The sequence below is a fragment of the Arthrobacter cavernae genome (assembly GCF_017368795.1).
GTDB lineage: Bacteria > Actinomycetota > Actinomycetes > Actinomycetales > Micrococcaceae > Arthrobacter > Arthrobacter cavernae.
Genome location: NZ_JAFNLL010000004.1, coordinates 222390 through 237829, shown reverse-complemented (window position 1 = coordinate 237829; position 15440 = coordinate 222390). Strand labels below are relative to the sequence as shown.

Annotated in this window: 14 protein-coding genes; 4 read left to right on the top strand and 10 right to left on the bottom strand. The window is 66.7% G+C overall.

Features of this window, described 5'->3' with window-relative positions; genetic code table 11:
* Nucleotides 1–16: 16 nt before the first annotated feature.
* From J1902_RS02910 to J1902_RS02900, 3 genes are read right to left on the bottom strand one after another with little or no spacing between them, the layout of a single operon-like run.
* On the bottom strand, nucleotides 17–1120 hold the full coding sequence (locus tag J1902_RS02910) for an NADH:flavin oxidoreductase/NADH oxidase (RefSeq protein WP_207614756.1): 1104 nt from the start codon (nucleotides 1118–1120) through the stop codon (nucleotides 17–19).
* Nucleotides 1120–2115 carry a co-chaperone YbbN gene (locus J1902_RS02905; RefSeq protein ID WP_207614755.1) on the bottom strand — a complete coding sequence of 332 codons (996 nt, stop codon included), beginning with the start codon at nucleotides 2113–2115 and terminating at the stop codon, nucleotides 1120–1122. Before J1902_RS02905 ends, J1902_RS02910 begins: the two co-directional genes overlap by 1 nt.
* Nucleotides 2116–2153: 38 nt before the next feature.
* Complete coding sequence (locus tag J1902_RS02900) at nucleotides 2154–3938, bottom strand: DUF8094 domain-containing protein (protein ID WP_207614754.1); 1785 nt, start codon at nucleotides 3936–3938, stop codon at nucleotides 2154–2156.
* Between the two features lie 296 nt (nucleotides 3939–4234).
* On the opposite strand from J1902_RS02900, the gene J1902_RS02895 reads away from it, so the two are divergent.
* On the top strand, nucleotides 4235–5416 hold the full coding sequence (locus tag J1902_RS02895) for an AI-2E family transporter (protein ID WP_242701547.1): 1182 nt from the start codon (nucleotides 4235–4237) through the stop codon (nucleotides 5414–5416).
* Nucleotides 5417–5419: 3 nt separating this feature from the next.
* On the opposite strand, the gene J1902_RS02890 is transcribed toward J1902_RS02895, so the two are convergent.
* Nucleotides 5420–6217: an alpha/beta hydrolase gene (locus J1902_RS02890; protein ID WP_207614752.1), complete on the bottom strand. Its 798-nt coding sequence runs from the start codon at nucleotides 6215–6217 to the stop codon at nucleotides 5420–5422.
* Nucleotides 6218–6235: 18 nt separating this feature from the next.
* Nucleotides 6236–6580: an Rv1322 family protein gene (locus tag J1902_RS02885; protein WP_207614751.1), complete on the bottom strand. Its 345-nt coding sequence runs from the start codon at nucleotides 6578–6580 to the stop codon at nucleotides 6236–6238.
* 49 nt (nucleotides 6581–6629) lie between these two features.
* On the opposite strand from J1902_RS02885, the gene nucS reads away from it, so the two are divergent.
* The 3 genes from nucS to J1902_RS02870 all read left to right on the top strand — a co-directional run bounded on the left by nucS (nucleotide 6630) and on the right by J1902_RS02870 (nucleotide 9181).
* Nucleotides 6630–7325 carry an endonuclease NucS gene (gene nucS, locus J1902_RS02880; protein ID WP_207614750.1) on the top strand — a complete coding sequence of 232 codons (696 nt, stop codon included), beginning with the start codon at nucleotides 6630–6632 and terminating at the stop codon, nucleotides 7323–7325.
* A 32-nt stretch (nucleotides 7326–7357) separates the two neighbouring features.
* Nucleotides 7358–8614 carry an N-acetylglucosamine-6-phosphate deacetylase gene (locus tag J1902_RS02875; protein ID WP_207614749.1) on the top strand — a complete coding sequence of 419 codons (1257 nt, stop codon included), beginning with the start codon at nucleotides 7358–7360 and terminating at the stop codon, nucleotides 8612–8614.
* 363 nt (nucleotides 8615–8977) lie between these two features.
* Nucleotides 8978–9181 carry a cold-shock protein gene (locus J1902_RS02870; RefSeq protein WP_017199737.1) on the top strand — a complete coding sequence of 68 codons (204 nt, stop codon included), beginning with the start codon at nucleotides 8978–8980 and terminating at the stop codon, nucleotides 9179–9181.
* 198 nt (nucleotides 9182–9379) lie between these two features.
* Here the strand turns inward: J1902_RS02870 and J1902_RS02865 are convergent, their stop codons facing one another.
* The 5 genes from J1902_RS02865 to atpD all read right to left on the bottom strand — a co-directional run bounded on the left by J1902_RS02865 (nucleotide 9380) and on the right by atpD (nucleotide 15439).
* The gene (locus tag J1902_RS02865; protein WP_242701546.1) at nucleotides 9380–11872 is read right to left on the bottom strand and encodes a DUF2156 domain-containing protein; all 2493 of its coding nucleotides are present in this window, start codon (nucleotides 11870–11872) and stop codon (nucleotides 9380–9382) included.
* Between the two features lie 80 nt (nucleotides 11873–11952).
* Entirely contained in the window at nucleotides 11953–13251 is a 1299-nt protein-coding gene (locus J1902_RS02860) for an alpha/beta hydrolase (RefSeq protein WP_207614748.1), read from the bottom strand.
* Between the two features lie 5 nt (nucleotides 13252–13256).
* Nucleotides 13257–13688: a DUF2550 domain-containing protein gene (locus J1902_RS02855; RefSeq protein ID WP_207614747.1), complete on the bottom strand. Its 432-nt coding sequence runs from the start codon at nucleotides 13686–13688 to the stop codon at nucleotides 13257–13259.
* A 10-nt stretch (nucleotides 13689–13698) separates the two neighbouring features.
* Complete coding sequence (locus J1902_RS02850; RefSeq protein WP_207614746.1) at nucleotides 13699–13983, bottom strand: F0F1 ATP synthase subunit epsilon; 285 nt, start codon at nucleotides 13981–13983, stop codon at nucleotides 13699–13701.
* Between the two features lies 1 nt (nucleotide 13984).
* Nucleotides 13985–15439, bottom strand: coding sequence for a F0F1 ATP synthase subunit beta (gene atpD / locus J1902_RS02845; protein ID WP_207614745.1), 1455 nt, complete (start codon nucleotides 15437–15439; stop codon nucleotides 13985–13987).
* Between the last annotated feature and the right edge of the window lies 1 nt (nucleotide 15440).

Sequence of the window (15440 nt, the reverse complement as noted above, 5' to 3'; positions counted from 1 at the left end):
AGCCTAGCCTCGGGGCCTAGAATCCGTGCCGGGGAATCGCCCGCTGGTACTGGGGAACCCACTCGATCCCGTGGCCCAGCTCGTGGGCTGCCCGGAGCCACCAGTGCGGGTCGCGCAGGGCGGCGCGTGCCATGAAGACGGCGTCGGCCCGGCCTTGGGACACGATCGCCTCGGCCTGCCCGGGCGACGTCAGCAGCCCCACGGCCCCGGTGGGCACCCCGGCTTCCCGCTTGATCTGCTCGGCAAACCCGGCCTGGTATCCGGGGCCGAGCTTGATCTCCTGGTGCGCCACGGCTCCCCCGCTCGAGACATCCACCAGGTCCACGCCGTGTTCGGCCGCGGTCCGGGCAAGCCGCACCGAGGCGTCGATGTCCACGCCGCCGTCGGCCCAGTCGGAGGCCGAGATGCGCAGCAGCAGGGGCATGGAGTCCGGAATGACGGCTCGGACGGCGTCCACCACGGCAAGCATGAGCCGGTTCCGGCCCTCTTCATTGCCGCCCCAGGCGTCCGTGCGGGTGTTGATCAGCGGGCTTTGGAACTGGTGCAGGAGGTAGCCGTGCGCGCCGTGGATTTCCACGGTGTCGAAGCCCGCGTCCACGGCCCGCGTGGCGGCTGCGGCGAAGTCGGCGATGACGCCCTGGATGTCTTCCTCGCCCATGGCCTCGGGAACCGCGTAGCCGTCGAAAGCTTCAGTGGACGGTCCCACGGTGGTCCAGCCGCCGTCGGACGCCCCAACGGAACCGGACGTCCCGGAGAACGGCCAGTAGGTGGAGGCCTTCCGGCCCGCATGTGCCAGCTGGACGCCGATCTTGCCGTCCACGGCACTGTGCCGGTGGACGAAGTGCACCATCCGTTCCCAGGCCACCGCCTGCGCGTCCGAGTACAGCCCGGCGTCGAGGGGGCTGATCCGCCCGGCAGGGTTCACGGCGGCGGCCTCGGTGAGGATCAGCGCGGCACCGCCGGTGGCAAAGGAGCCCAGATGCATCAGGTGCCAGTCGTTCGGCACGCCCTCGCCGGTTTCGGGATGGCAGCTGTACTGGCACATGGGCGAGACCCAGCCGCGGTGCGGAAGGGTGAGCGAACGCAGCTGGAGCGGCGTGAAGAGTGCGGATGGGGCCACTAGAACAGGACCCGGGCGAGCCCTTGGCGCGCCTTGGCAACCCGTTCATCGGAGGTGCCCACGACGTCGAAGAGCTCCAGCAGGCGGACTCGGGCGGTTTCCCGCTCGGCGCCGAAGTTGCGGCCAATGTACGTGATGATCCGGTTGAAGGCGTCTTCGATATGCCCGCCTGAGATGTCCAGATCGGCCACGCCAAGCTGCGCTTCGGGATTGTCGGGTTCCTGGGCTGCCAGCTGGCGCAGCGCCTCGGCCTCGGGGGCGGAGAGCCGTTCGAGACGGCCCATGAGTTCCACCTGGGCCAGCCCGGCCTTGGCCTCGGCGTCGGCGGGCGACTCGGCGAGTGCCTGCCGGAAGGCGGTGGCGGCTGCGGCATAGTCGCCGGCCTCGATGGCGTCGAAGGCGGCTTGGTGAAGCGGCGCGAGCGGGGGCGCCTCGGCAGGGGCCTGCGCACCGGCTCCGCCGATGCTTCCGGTCACACCGTTGGCTTCGGCAACCTTGAGGAGTTCATCGAGGAGCGGACGCACCTGCTCCTCCTCGGCGGCACCCTGGAAAAGCGGAACCGGCTGCCCCTTGAGGACGGCGACGGCGGTGGGGACTGCCTGGACCTGGAAGGCTTGGGCCAGCTGGGGGAAGGCGTCGACGTCGGCCGCGGCGAGCACCAGCCTGCCGGCAAAGCCCTCGACAATCTGCTCCATGGTGGCCAGCAGTGCCGGCGATTCCGGCGCATAGTGCGAGTACAGGACAAAGACCACCGGAACCTGGGCAGAAAGCTGCACGAGGTCCTGGAAGTTCTCTTCGCCGGCATCGACGCGGAGCGGCGAGCGGGCAGCCGGGGGTTCGGTGGGGGCACTGCCGTTTCTCGCAGGCACCGGCGCGGCGGACGGTGCCGGTGGGGCGGGCGCCGGGCGCCTCAGCGACGAGAGGTCGACGGCGCCGCGCAGGTTGAGCTGGCTGGCAGCGGCTGGAGTGACGGGACGGGATCCGGGCGAACTCATACGGTCAACTCTAGCCGCTGCCAGGGCAGCTTCATGTCCTACTTGAAGCTGGCACCCACCAGGCCGCGCGTGGCGGCAACCAGCTTCATGGGTTCGGTCGAACCGGCCGGCGGGATGTAGACCGCCACGGACTCGGCAAAGGTCAGGACCATGCCCGTGGTGGTTTCCTTGCCGCCCGCGAACACTGCGGAGTCATCGTCCAGCAACAGTTTGTCGCCGGAGGCCTTCGGGGTGCCGTCAAGCGCAAAGTCGAGCCGCCCGATCACCAGGGCACCGCCGTCGGAGGTCCGCAGGACGGACGTCAACGCCGGCACCGGCGTGTGCGTGACCTTGAAGGTTGCGCTGGTCCCGGCCGTGATCGTGTCCGCCTGGTAGGCCAGGGCGCCTGCGATGTACGGCGAGGAGCCAGTTTCGACCAGTTTGTCCTTGAAAGCGGACTCTGCGTTCGTCAGGCGGTCCGCGAGGGCCGCGAGGGCCTCGGTTCCGCTGTACGCCAGCCCGTCCTTGCCTGCGGGGTCAACGGAAGCGGTGCCGTCGAGGGGAATGGACGGGAAGGTGGTCCCGGGCTGCAGCGGGGCGCTGGCGGTGAGCTTGTAGTTCTCCCGCGGCGAGGCCTGGGTGAGCGTCAGGACCTGGGGAACCACATTGCCCTCACCCTGGGTCACGGCCAGCACGGTGCGCGGCCAGCTCCGCTGGGTGGTGACCACGCTGCTGAGCAGCTTGCCCGCTTGGACGGGCATGCGGGCCTCGTAGGCGGATACCGACGAACGGATCTTGTAGTTCTGGGTGCGGACCTGCAGTTCCATCTGGTCCACGCGCGGCGCCAGCTTGGCAGCATCGCGGGCAGCGTCTCCCGCGGCGACTGCGCTGGCTACCTGCTCCAGGACCCGCTTGAGCTGGGCGTCCAGCAGCACGGGCACGGCGGGCGCTTCCTCGGCAGCGGCCAAGGAACTGGCCTGAGCCGTGCCGGGGCTCGGCGCGGGCGTCGTGGTGGCCTGTGCGCCTGCGGCGGAGCCGGCAACAAGCACGGCTGCCAGACCGGCGGCGAGGGATACGCGCAGCGCCTGTCCGTTGGATCCTGCGGCCCGGCCGCGGCGGCTCCCGGGCCCTTCCTCGGCGGCCGTCCCGGCACTTTCCGGCCCGAACCAGTTGGGCGGGGTTCCGCCGTCGGGCGTTTCATTGTCCGGGCCCTTGCCCTTGCCCCGCCGCTCGTTGATGAGCCGGGCAAGGAACGGGAACGCCAGGCCCGCCAGGATGACGAGCATGCCCAGCACGATGAGCGGCAGGGCCCACGGCATGGTCGCCTTGTTGGGGAACGTCATGGAGATCGACGACGGCGCGGCCTTGGTGCCGTCGCTGGCCAGCAGCAGTGACCAGTCGCCGCCGGCCGGCGGGTTCCAGGTGTAGTCCAGCTCGCCGCTGCCGTTCTCCACGGTGACCCACAGATCCGAACCTGCCGGGGCCGGCGCGGTGGCCTCGCCTTCGGAGGCGGCGACCTGGAGGGACGTCTGGTCCTCGGTCACGCCCGTCACGGTATTGTGGGCGGTCTTGCCAACCCAGGCGTCGACGTCGTCCGGGCGGCCCGTGGCCACCAGGAAGTTCCCTTCGCCCTTGATGCTGACCTTCATCGGACCGTCGTGAAGGGCAATCAGCTTCTCGTCGATTACGGTCAGCGGGGCAGCTTTCATGTCGCCGGGAGTCGAAACGGTCACGGTCTCGGCGGGGGCCCAGAAGGTCAGCTGGCCGATTCCGGCCAGCAGCGCCAGGAGGCCCAGCAGCGCCAGTGTGGCTGCAGTCTTCAATCGCACAGGAATACCTATCATCAGCGGTCGTTGAAGTTCTAGGGTAACCGTTTTGTTACGAAGGAGCCTGATCCGGGCGTGCGCGCAAGGGCATTCCAGGCCGCGCCAGGGCGCTGCGGAAGCGCCGTTCGGGGCTGCTGGTACTGTGGCGATGATCATGAAATCCGGCCTGCCGAGGGCATGGCCGCGGAGCGAAAAGGCAGCAGATTCCCGTGAACGAGCACAAGCACCCGAGCCCCGCCGAACAGCCCGGCACGGCTGACGGGCCGGCGTCCACGGAAGGCTCCGGGACCAGGGGCGACGGCGTCCAGGCACGCCTGGCCTCCGTCGCACGCAAACTGCGGCAGCCGATCCCCGGGGCCAGGACCCGCGTCCGCTTCGAGATGCCTCCCGAAGAGGAAAAGCCAGAGCCCGGCCAGGACGCGGACCTTGCGGAGCGCTTTGGCTCCCCCGGGCCGAAGATCTCGGCCCAGCACCCCTTGTACGTGGGCTTCCTGGGAACGGCCGGCGTAGGTGCCGCGCTGCTGCTGTACTACATCGGCATCAACACGGCACAGCTGCTGCTCTGGATCGTGGCGGCACTGTTCATCGCCCTGGGGCTGGACCCCGTGGTGCGCTGGCTGGAGGGCCGCAAACTGCCCCGGGCTGCCGGCATCCTCATCGCCGTCTCCGCCCTTGTGCTCGGCGTCGCCGGATTCTTCGCCACCCTGATCCCCACCATCGTGGAACAGGTCTCGGAGATCGTCCGCCAGGCACCCGACTGGATCCGCGGATTCCTGGATTCCGATTTCTTCCGTTCCCTGGACAGCCAGTTCGGGGTCCGCGAGCGCATCACGGCGGAACTGGACAAGTTCGTCAAGAACCCCGAGGCCATGGGAGGCATTTTCGGCGGCGTGGTGGGCTTCGGTTCAACGGTGGCCAACGGGATCTTCGGCACTCTCATCGTGCTGGTCCTGAGCCTCTACTTCCTGGCCGCCCTGCCGTCCATGAAGACGTGGGCCTACCGGCTGGCTCCGAGGTCGCGCCGCCCGCGCGTCGAAGCCCTGTCCGAGGAAATCACCCGCTCGGTGGGCAACTACGTCATTGGCCAGGCCTGCGTCGCCCTGCTCAACGCGCTCTTCGCCTTCATTGTCATGAGCATCCTGGGCGTCCCGTTCAGTGTCCTGCTTGCCTTCGTGGTGGCCCTGCTGGCCTTCATCCCCTTGGTGGGCGGCATGATCGCCGCGATCGTCGTGATCCTGGTGGCCCTGACGCTGGGCTGGCAGACGGCCATCATCTATGCGATATGCTATTTCGCCTACCTCCAGTTCGAGGCCTACTTCATCTCCCCGCGCATCATGCAGCGCGCCGTTGCCGTGCCGGGCGCCGTCGCCGTGATTTCAGTGATTGCCGGCGGCAGCCTGCTGGGCGTGCTGGGGGCCTTGATCGCGATCCCGACGGCGGCTGCCATCATGCTGCTGATCAAAGAGGTGTTCATCGCCCGCCAGGACCGGCACTAGGGTTCAGTGCGCCGTGGCCACCGCTCCGGCCCATTCCCGGGGAAGACCCGCAGGACCGGCACCGGCCGCAGTGACGTCGTCGACGATCTCATCCAGCACCCGGGCAGCGTACTTCTCGCCCACCCAGAGGTGCTTGGCCCCGTCCACGCCGAGGACCCTGGCCTGCGGTACCAGGCTGAAGCGTTCAGCGGCTTCTGCGGGCTGGAGGTAGTCGTCGTGCTCCGGAACGAGGACCGTGAGCGGCTTGCCGGAGGCGCTCCATTCCTTGAGGTGCACGTCCGTGGCGCGGTGCAGCGGCGGGGAGAGCAGGACCGCACCCTCGATCGCCGACGCCACGGGCTCCACGGCGCCGTACATCAGCGCCAGTTCGGTGCCGAAGGACCAGCCCACCAGCCAGCGGTTCGGCAGTCCGCGTTCGACGGCGAAGCGGACGGCGGCTTCGACGTCGTAGCGCTCACCGATGCCTTCCTCGAACTGGCCCTGGCTGGTGCCGCGCGGAGAGTGCGTGCCCCGCGTGTTGAAACGCAGGACGGCGACGCCGGCGAGTGCGGGCAGCCGGTAGGAGGCCTTGCGGTAGACGTGCGAATCCATGAAGCCGCCGTGCGTTGGCAGCGGGTGGAGCGTGATGAGCGTGGCGGTGATCTCCCCCGACTCCGGCACGGCGAGCTCGCCGAGGAGCACCTTGCCGTCCTCGGTGGTGAACTCGACGTTTTCCCTGTGCGCCGGGAGGACCGTGGCGGCCCGGATGGCGGAGGCTGTATCCTGCGGGCTGAAAACGAAGGTGGCGGGATTGAAAGTCATGCTTCCAAGCTTAAGTGCTCAGCGGTAGCGGTACGTGCGGCCCGTCCAGCAGTTGCTGTGCCAGTGCCGGCGTTCGGCCAAGCCGGCGGCTTCGCCGAACAAGTGGCTGTCCGACCAGACCACCAGATGCGCGATCCGCGGAAGGATCGGCGTCGAGCAGCCGGGGCAGATGTACTGCTTCTCGGCATTCCTGGCGGTGATGCTGCGGACCATCCAGTCGCCGTCGGGGGCGCTCTCCCGGCGGGCGATCCCGGCCCGCGCGCGCTCAAGATCCAGCTCCGGGACCTCCCCCGCATTCTTGCTGCCGCCCCTTGGCGTCCGGGTGGCTGACAGTGGGCGGCGGGGGCGGTTGGAACGGGGCATGCCTCCATTCTGCCAAAGGCCGGGACTGCCAGACGGTAAAGTTGGGCTGGTGCGACTCGTCATAGCCCGTTGTTCTGTTGATTATGTTGGCCGGCTCAAGGCCCACCTCCCCCTCGCTACCCGGCTTCTGCTGGTCAAAGCCGATGGTTCCGTCCTGGTGCACTCCGACGGCGGTTCCTACAAGCCGCTGAACTGGATGAGCCCGCCGGCCTCCCTGCGCGTGACCACGCCCGAGGAGACGGAGGTAGAGGAAGGCGTGGTGGAGCAGTGGACGGTGCAGTCCGCCAAGACCGATGACCGGCTGATCATCAACATCCATGAGCAGCTGCACGATGCCTCCCATGATCTCGGCACCGATCCCGGCCTTATCAAGGACGGCGTGGAAGCCGATCTGCAGCGTCTTCTGGCCGAGCAGATCGAGACCCTCGGCGCCGGCTACTCCCTGATCCGCCGTGAATACTTCACGGCGATCGGCCCGGTGGACATCCTGGCCCGCGATGCCGCCGGCGCCACTGTGGCGGTCGAGCTCAAGCGCCGGGGCGACATTGACGGCGTCGAGCAGCTCACGCGCTACCTTGAGCTCCTGAACCGCGACCCCCTGCTGGCACCGGTGCGCGGCATCTTCGCTGCCCAGCAGATCAAGCCGCAGGCCAAGGTCCTGGCCAATGACCGCGGCATCGACTGCGTGACGCTGGACTATGACGCCATGCGGGGCGTGGATGACAGCGAGTCGCGGCTCTTCTAGCCTGTGTGCTGCGGGACACTAGAATTAGTGTCATGACTGCCCTTGACCAGCCTGCATCTCTTTCTGCGCCCATCCGCCACATCCTGACCGGGACCCTTGTCAGCGACGGCGTGATCGTCGAGGACGGTCTGGTGGCGGTCGACGGCGACCGCATCGCGTTCGCCGGGCCCGCCGCAGATTTTGACGCCGCCGACTTCGAAGGTTTCAGCGACCTTGGGGAAGAGGCATGGCTGGACCTTCCCCAGGACCGGTTCATCCTGCCGGGCCTGGTGGATGTCCACTGCCACGGCGGCAACGGCGGCGACTTCCCCGGCGGCGAGGAATCCTCTGCCCGCACAGCCGCCGACTTCCTGCACCGTTCCGGCACCACCACGTTCCTGGCCAGCATGGTCACGGCCTCGCGCGAGGATCTGCTGCGCGGCATCGAACTCTATGTGAAGCTGGCCGGTGAAGGGCTCGTCGCCGGCATCCACCTCGAGGGCCCCTTCCTGTCCCACGCCCGCTGCGGGGCGCAGAACCCGGCGTTCCTGCTGGAACCGGACCTCGATTTCATGAACGAACTGGTCGAGGCCGCCGCGGGCAAGCTGGCCACCATGACCTATGCCCCGGAGCTGCCCGGCGCCGCGGCGCTCGTGGACCTCATGACCTCCCACGGTGTCACACCGTCGCTGGGGCATACGGACTGCGACGACGCCACGGCCGCCGCCTCGCTGGCAGCCGCCCGCGAGGGGCTCGAATCCGCAGGCTTCGACGGCGTCAGCGCCCTGCCCACGGTCACTCACCTCTTCAACGGCATGCCGCCCATGCACCACCGCTCCCCCGGCCCCGTGGCAGCCTGCCTGCGTACTGCCCAGCAGGGGAAGGCGCTCGTGGAGCTCATCGCCGACGATACCCACCTGGACCCCAGCACCGTTGCCACCGTCTTCCAGCTGGTGGGTGCGGCCAACATCCTCCTGGTCACCGACTCAATGGCCGCTGCCGGCCTCTCCGACGGCAACTACATGCTGGGCCCCTCACCCGTGACGGTCACCGATGGTGTGGCCACGCTCGATGCGACCGGTTCCATTGCCGGGGGCACGGCCACCATGCTCGAGGTGGTGCGCCGCACCGTCGCCGCGGGCGTGGACATGAGCGACGCCGTGCTTTCGGCAACGGCAGTGCCTGCAGGCGTGCTGGGGCTCGCCGATGAGGTGGGCGGGCTCCGCCGCGGACTGCGCGCCGACATCGTCGTGGCGGACAAGGACCTGGGCCTGGTGTCCGTCATGCGCAACGGCAACTGGCTCGCCTGACGCAGCCCGTCCTGCTGTGCCCACCCTCCTGCGCCCGGACATTCGCATTGTTGCTTTCCATTGCCTTCTTTGAAGCCAAATGGCTTCTTTCCGGGCGGCACTGCCACCCATTCCGCCGTTACCTTCTTTTTACCTAAAATTTTCCGGAATTCCCGGGCAGACCGTTGACCTCCAGCACGGCCCGTGAAAGTGTTGTAGCAGTCTTTGTGTAGGTGTTTTCATGCTCGCAAGACGCGTTGCGAGCGTGAAGCTCCTGCAAAACCAACCAGGCCAAGCCTGGGCGGAAAACCAGGGCTTCTCGCGGAGTAACCAGGGCCGGTGCGCGGTGTATCGGCCTTAAGTTCCACAATGAGGAGAAATAAAATGGCACTGGGAACCGTCAAGTGGTTCAACGCTGAAAAGGGCTTCGGCTTCATCACCCCGGACGACGCGGATGGCGACGTTTTCGTCCACTACTCCGAGATCCAGACCGGTGGCTTCAAGACCCTCGATGAGAACCAGCGCGTTCAGTTCGAAATCGGCCAAGGCGCCAAGGGCCCGCAGGCAACCGGCGTTACCGTCGTCTAGTCCGAGCCGCTGAATTCTGCCTCAGGCACGTTCAGCAATGGGGTTGCCCCGGCCTTTGTGCCGGGGTTGCCCCGGCCTTTGTGCCGGGGTTGCCCTGTTTAAGGGCGGCTTACGACAACCATGTCTGATTGCTCCGCAATTATGTAATACGTATTTACCCCGGGTGAAATGCGGGGTGCTGCCGGCGCCTGCCGGAAATCAGCCGACCAGGCTCCGCAATAGCCTGGCGGAATACCGGACGGACAATCCCGGCAGGTACGCCCGGCTGAGGGCCCGGCCCATTGCCGGCAGTTGCAGCGGATCCTGATAGTACAGATACAGGGTCCTGTATTCGGGCTGGAAACGCGACTTGAACGTAGCCAGCGAGCGGAAGCCGTAGACAGGTTCCAGGGCCTGGCCCACGAGCTCCAGGATGCCGGCCAGTCCCTCGGCCCGCTGTTCAATCTCGCCCTTCTCGCGGGCCAGCGGCGAACCGGACAGCGAGATAGTTTCCACGGAGGATCGCAACTCCAGGACGGCCGAGGCGATCAGGAACTCCATCACGCCCGGGAAGCCATCCCCGCGCCGCCGCATGAAGTCCAGCGTCCAGCTGACCACGGCACCGTCTTCAAAGACAGGCAGCCAGCTGGTCACACCATAGACATGCCCGTCGTTGTCCGCCGCAACACAGCACAGCACGTCGTCGTCCATGAGCTCGTCCAGGCCACCCAGCGTGAAGCCCATCTCGGGGACCCGTTTCTGGGCTGCCCATTCCTCCGATACCTCGCCCAGCTGGGTGCGCAGATGGTGCGGCAGTCCTGAATACCTCCCCCAGACGGCGGTGATCCCCATCTTTTCCGCACGGTTGAGGGACGTCCGGACGTTCTGCCAGTCCTTGCCCTTGAACTCCAGCCCCCGGATGCTGAGCCTGGTCTCCTGCGCCACGGCGACCCTGCGGAAGCCCCGCTGCCCCAGCAGCGGCCAGAGCTCATCCGTGCACGAGTACAGGCACGGAACCAGTACGTGCTGGGAGCAGAATTCCAGGAATTCCAAGGCGGCTTCTTCGTGGACGTCCCGGCGGCCGAACGGCCCGGCCAGGGTCAAGGCAACATTGCCGTGCTGCTGGTACGCCACGCCTGCTGAGCGGTCCGCGCTGAACCAGTATTTGTTCGGTTCCCAGAGCGCCATCCAGGACAGGGAATCCCCGCCGGTCTTCACCAGCGCCCTGGCCTCGTCCCGGTCCTCCTGGGCCAGGCCGCCAATGTGGTGGCGCCGCAGGAGCAGTACCCAGACAGCGGCCAGGGCCATCAGCCAGAAGACGGTGCCGGAGTAGGCAAACAGGATCCCCTCCAGCGCGTTGCGGTCCGCGAAGACCTTCCGGTAGCCGCTGGGGATGGGCGCCGGGAGGTACTGCCTGGCGAGTTCGGCAGCCAGTCCCAGCAGACCGCCGTCGCGCGTCATGCCCCCGGCCGCGGTCCATGCGGCAGCGTAGACGCCTGCGAGGGCGAGCCAGGCCAGGCCCACCAACCAGAGAACCCGTCGGCGGAGTGCCACCGCTGACTGGACCCGGAAGTGGCCGCGGTAGGCGAAGAGCAGCACTGCGAGGGCCAGCGGCACCAAGACAAGGGGCAGGATGTGCACGACGCCGGAACTCAGCATGCCCTTCGGGCGGCCGGGATGGTGCGGGATGCTGGCGAACAGCGTGAGGTACACGGTTGAGAGCGCCACCACCATCAACTGCACGCCAATGGCAAGCCCCAGCGCCAGGCGCCGTCCCCGCCGCATGCCGTCGGCGCAGATCAGCAGCAGGGCCACGGGGACCACCGCCAGGGCCAGGCCGAAGGGCCCTGTGTAGCCTTGGCGCCCGAGCTCCAGGCAGGCAGCATCCACAGTGCCGCCACAGTTGCTCTCGAGTTGCGAGAGCGTGGGCAGGGGATTGAGGACCACGTCCCGCAGCAGCGCGAGCGGGCCGGACGGGCTTTTCGCCGCTGCGGTCAGAATGGGGCCTACCGCGAAGATGGCCATGGTCAGGGCCAGCAGGTTGCGGACTTCACGGCCCGTGGAGCGGTGCAGGTGCAGCTTGCCGTGGTCGCTCTGGATCCACCAGCCGCCCGCAAGCCCCAACAAGGCACCAAAGAAGCCCACTACTGTTTCGGGATGGCCGACATACAGGAGCAGGAGGGACGCGAGGGAAAGCACTGCTGCCCTCAGGCGCCGCTGCCACAGGGTGGGCAAGAGCCCGCTCGCGGCCAGTGTCGCTGCCAGCACCGCGGCGTACGGCCCGATCAGCCGGGTCCCCATCATGCCGCCCAGCCAGTCGTCGCCGGCGTAGCGTGCAAGCTGGGTGATCAGCAGGAACGCCGACACGCTGGCAAACTGGCCGCCCAAGAACATCAGCGCTGTACGCCACAAGCCAAGCTGGCGTTCAGCGAGACCCAGCAGCAGGAAAATCATCAGGCCTGCGGCCAGGTAGGCCAGCGGGTTCGTGGCGAAGAAGAGCGACGTCCAGATGGACCACCACTGGCCAGACTTCAGCCCGTCCGCAGTCACTCCGGCAACGGAAAGCCAGGACTCCGGCGGGCCGCCCAGGAAGCTCCCGCTGGACACTGCCACCGCGGCCATCAGCGCGATGACTGTCAAGGTGAAGGGAATCGCCCGGAGATGGCCGAGCGCTTGCCGCGCCGCGGGACGGAACAAGCCGTTGAGCCACAGGCCGCGGGCGCCTGAGCCATGGTTTGCACCACCAGGGTTGGGGCCACCGGAGTGCGCGCCGTTGGCCTTCTTGAGCACGGTCACTTCGTGATGCCCCAACGCCCGCCCAGGAACTCCAACGCCTCCGGCATGCCCTTGACCACGGTGTCCCAGGAGTGCCCGGCCCGGGCAATGCTGTGCTCCTCCACGGTGAAGCCGGCCGTCCTGGCCGCGGCCGCAAGGACCTCCATGTAGGCGACAAATTCATGGTCGGTGGAGCCGGCCGCGAAATAGATTGCGTTGCCGGGATACTGGCGCTCCCCCATCTGTGCCAGGGGGGTCAGCGACTCGAAGGCGGCAACATCGCCGCCGAAGGATTCCGCGATGGTCTTGCTGCGGTCCTTGGCCAGCGCAGGTTCCTGCTCGGCAGAGAAGGCCAGCACGGAAGGATAAGTTGCCGGGTGGCGGGTGCCCATCTGGACGGCGCAGGTGGCGCCGAAGGAGAAGCCCCCCACGCCCCACTGTGAGGTGTCCGGGTTGATGTCGAGCGTCGCCCGGATCCAGGCGGGGACGTCCTGCGACAGGTAGGTGTCAGCCTGGGCAATCCGGCTGTCCATGCACATGGTGTTGGCGCTGCCGCTGCCGTTGGGGTCCACCACCACGGCCACGGGAGCCAGTCCCCCGTGGTTGGCGGCGAATTTGTCCAGCACGGCGCGCAGGCGTCCGCCGCTGAGCCAGTCCGAGGGGCCTCCCGGCTGCCCGGAAAAGAGCACCAGGACGGGAAGTGCGGGGCGGGCAGCCGCCTGGTAGGCCGGCGGGAGATAGATGAAGGCTTCCCGTGAAGTGAACCCGGAGGCCGTTCCAGGGATTTCCGCCCGCCGGAGGATCCCGCCGGACGGCATGGATTCCGGGGCGGTCCAGCTTGCCGGTGCGGGACGGACAGGACTTCCGGGCTGCCGCTTGAGCCCGGCCTCAAGGGGCTGGATGCGGGCCACTGCAGTGCCCACGAGGTCCGCGACAGTGTTGTTGAGGCCGAAGTAGATGTTGATCTGGACGGCGCTCAAGAGCACCACGCCCAGCACGGCCAGGGCGCTGGTGGCACGTCCTGCCCAGGTGTTCCGCCGCATCCGCAGGGCGAACAGCAGCACGGCAGCGACGGCCGGCACGGACCACGCAAGGATCTCGATCGGCAGATGCTCCGGGAAAGCAGAGAAGACGTAGATCAGGAGCCAGTGGAGCACTGCTACGATTGCCACGGCCGCCAGCAATGCCCCGGCAACAAACAGGGCCCAGGAAAACTTCCGCTTCCACAGAAGATGGACTGCGCCTACGATGCCTGCGGCGATACTGAGCCACAGCAGTGGTCCGTCGACGAGGCTGAGGTCGAAAAACGTGTCCATGGCAGCTAGCGCCAGGTGCCTACGCCGATGACCGGACCCGCCTCGAGCCAGGATGACAGTCCCGCATAGGCATCGAAGTTCATGGCGAGCATGAACTTCTTGCCTTCATACTGAAGTTCCACCACAACCACTCCGGGCTGGATCTTGACCAGCTCTTCCTCGGTGGGCTTGCGGCGGCCAAGCAGCTCAAGTGAACTGCGGCGGAATCTGTGTTTGGGGATCACGCTCAATGACAACAGCCGGAACCATTCGAGTTCATTGTCCTGATAACGACAAACCCCCATCTGCCAGCTGTTTCCAGCCGTGCAAATGGAGGCGTCGACTGTGCCCAGGGCGCGCCGCAGATTGAAGCGGCGCACCCCGAAAAGGCACAGTGTGAAAATCAGCAACGCGAACGCTGTTGCCAGTGCGATGAACGGAATAAGAGAGTCGTCCATCAAGGTCGTGCTATCGGATCCCCGCTGTAGCCGCTTCGCCCAGCTGGGCGTTGTCAGCAACAATGACCACGCGGTTGTTGTCAACGGAGAAGAATCCGCCGTCGACTGCTACCGAGATACGGTCACCGGAAACCGGCTGGATTGCCAGTTCGCCCTCGGCCATGATGGCAAGGAGGGGCGAGTGGCCCGGCAGGATTCCGATTTCACCATCGCTGGTGCGGGCCTTGACCATCTTGGCCGCACCGGACCACACGAAGTGGTCCGCCGCGACAATCTCAACCTCGAGCTCGGCCATGCTACTTGGTCTGTTCCTGGATCTTGGCCCACTGGCGCTCGACGTCATCCAGGCCACCGACGTTGAAGAACGCCTGCTCTGCAACGTGGTCCAGCTCGCCGTCGCAGATGGCGGTGAAGCCTTCCACAGTGTCCTTGATGGACACGGTGGAGCCTTCGACGCCGGTGAACTGCTTGGCGGTGTAGGTGTTCTGGGACAGGAACTGCTGGATGCGGCGTGCACGCGACACGACGATCTTGTCTTCTTCGGACAGTTCGTCAACACCGAGGATGGCGATGATGTCCTGGAGTTCCTTGTTCTTCTGCAGGATCTGCTTAACACGGACAGCCGTGTTGTAGTGGTCCTTGCCGATGTACTGGGGGTCCAGAATACGGGAGGTCGACGTCAGCGGGTCAACGGCCGGGTACAGACCACGGGATGCGATTTCACGGGAAAGTTCCGTGGTCGCGTCGAGGTGTGCGAAGGTCGTTGCCGGAGCCGGGTCGGTGTAGTCATCGGCGGGAACGTAGATGGCCTGCATCGACGTGATGGAGTGGCCCTTGGTGGAGGTGATGCGCTCCTGGAGCAGACCCATCTCGTCGGCAAGGTTCGGCTGGTAACCCACTGCGGACGGCATACGGCCGAGCAGCGTGGAAACTTCCGAGCCTGCCTGCGTGAAGCGGAAGATGTTGTCGATGAAGAGCAGCACGTCCTGCTTCTGCACATCGCGGAAGTACTCCGCCATGGTCAGGGCGGACAGTGCAACGCGCAGGCGCGTTCCCGGCGGCTCGTCCATCTGACCGAATACAAGGGCGGTGTCCTTGAGGACGCCTGCCTCTTCCATTTCAACCCAGAGGTCGTTGCCTTCACGGGTACGCTCGCCAACGCCGGCGAATACGGAAGTACCACCGAAGTTGCGGGCAACACGGGTGATCATTTCCTGGATCAGAACGGTCTTGCCGACGCCGGCACCACCGAACAGGCCGATCTTTCCACCCTTGATGTACGGGGTGAGAAGGTCGATGACCTTGATACCGGTCTCGAGCATCTCCGTGGAGCCTTCGAGCTGTGCGAAGGAAGGGGCCTTGCGGTGGATCGGCCAGTAGGCGTCAGCCTTGATCTCTGACTCTTCAACATCCAGCGGCTTGCCGAGAACGTTGAAGATGTGGCCTTTGACGCCGTCGCCGACAGGCACGGAGATCGGGGCGGCGGTGTCCTGCACGGTGGTACCGCGGACCAGTCCGTCGGTTGCCTGCAGGGCGATAGCGCGGACGAGGTTGTCACCCAGGTGCTGGGAGGTCTCGAACGTGATCGTCTTGGTCTCACCATTGAGCTTGATCTCAGTGGTAAGCGCGTTGTAAATCGCGGGGATTGCGTCAGCCGGGAATTCGACGTCGACAACCGGGCCAATAACACGGGCAATGCGGCCGGTGGCACCGGCCGTTGCGGCTACGTGTTCGGTAGCTGTGGCAGTCATC

Bases quoted from the DNA above. Each gene is read 5' to 3' on its own strand.
- J1902_RS02900 (WP_207614754.1), bottom strand. From the start codon at position 3,938: ATGATAGGTATTCCTGTGCGATTGAAGACTGCAGCCACACTGGCGCTG.
- J1902_RS02875 (WP_207614749.1), top strand. From the start codon at position 7,358: ATGACTGCCCTTGACCAGCCTGCATCTCTTTCTGCGCCCATCCGCCAC.
- J1902_RS02905 (WP_207614755.1), bottom strand. From the start codon at position 2,115: ATGAGTTCGCCCGGATCCCGTCCCGTCACTCCAGCCGCTGCCAGCCAG.
- J1902_RS02860 (WP_207614748.1), bottom strand. From the start codon at position 13,251: ATGGACACGTTTTTCGACCTCAGCCTCGTCGACGGACCACTGCTGTGG.
- J1902_RS02850 (WP_207614746.1), bottom strand. From the start codon at position 13,983: ATGGCCGAGCTCGAGGTTGAGATTGTCGCGGCGGACCACTTCGTGTGG.
- J1902_RS02855 (WP_207614747.1), bottom strand. From the start codon at position 13,688: ATGGACGACTCTCTTATTCCGTTCATCGCACTGGCAACAGCGTTCGCG.
- J1902_RS02890 (WP_207614752.1), bottom strand. From the start codon at position 6,217: ATGACTTTCAATCCCGCCACCTTCGTTTTCAGCCCGCAGGATACAGCC.
- atpD (WP_207614745.1), bottom strand. From the start codon at position 15,439: ATGACTGCCACAGCTACCGAACACGTAGCCGCAACGGCCGGTGCCACC.
- J1902_RS02870 (WP_017199737.1), top strand. From the start codon at position 8,978: ATGGCACTGGGAACCGTCAAGTGGTTCAACGCTGAAAAGGGCTTCGGC.
- J1902_RS02885 (WP_207614751.1), bottom strand. From the start codon at position 6,580: ATGCCCCGTTCCAACCGCCCCCGCCGCCCACTGTCAGCCACCCGGACG.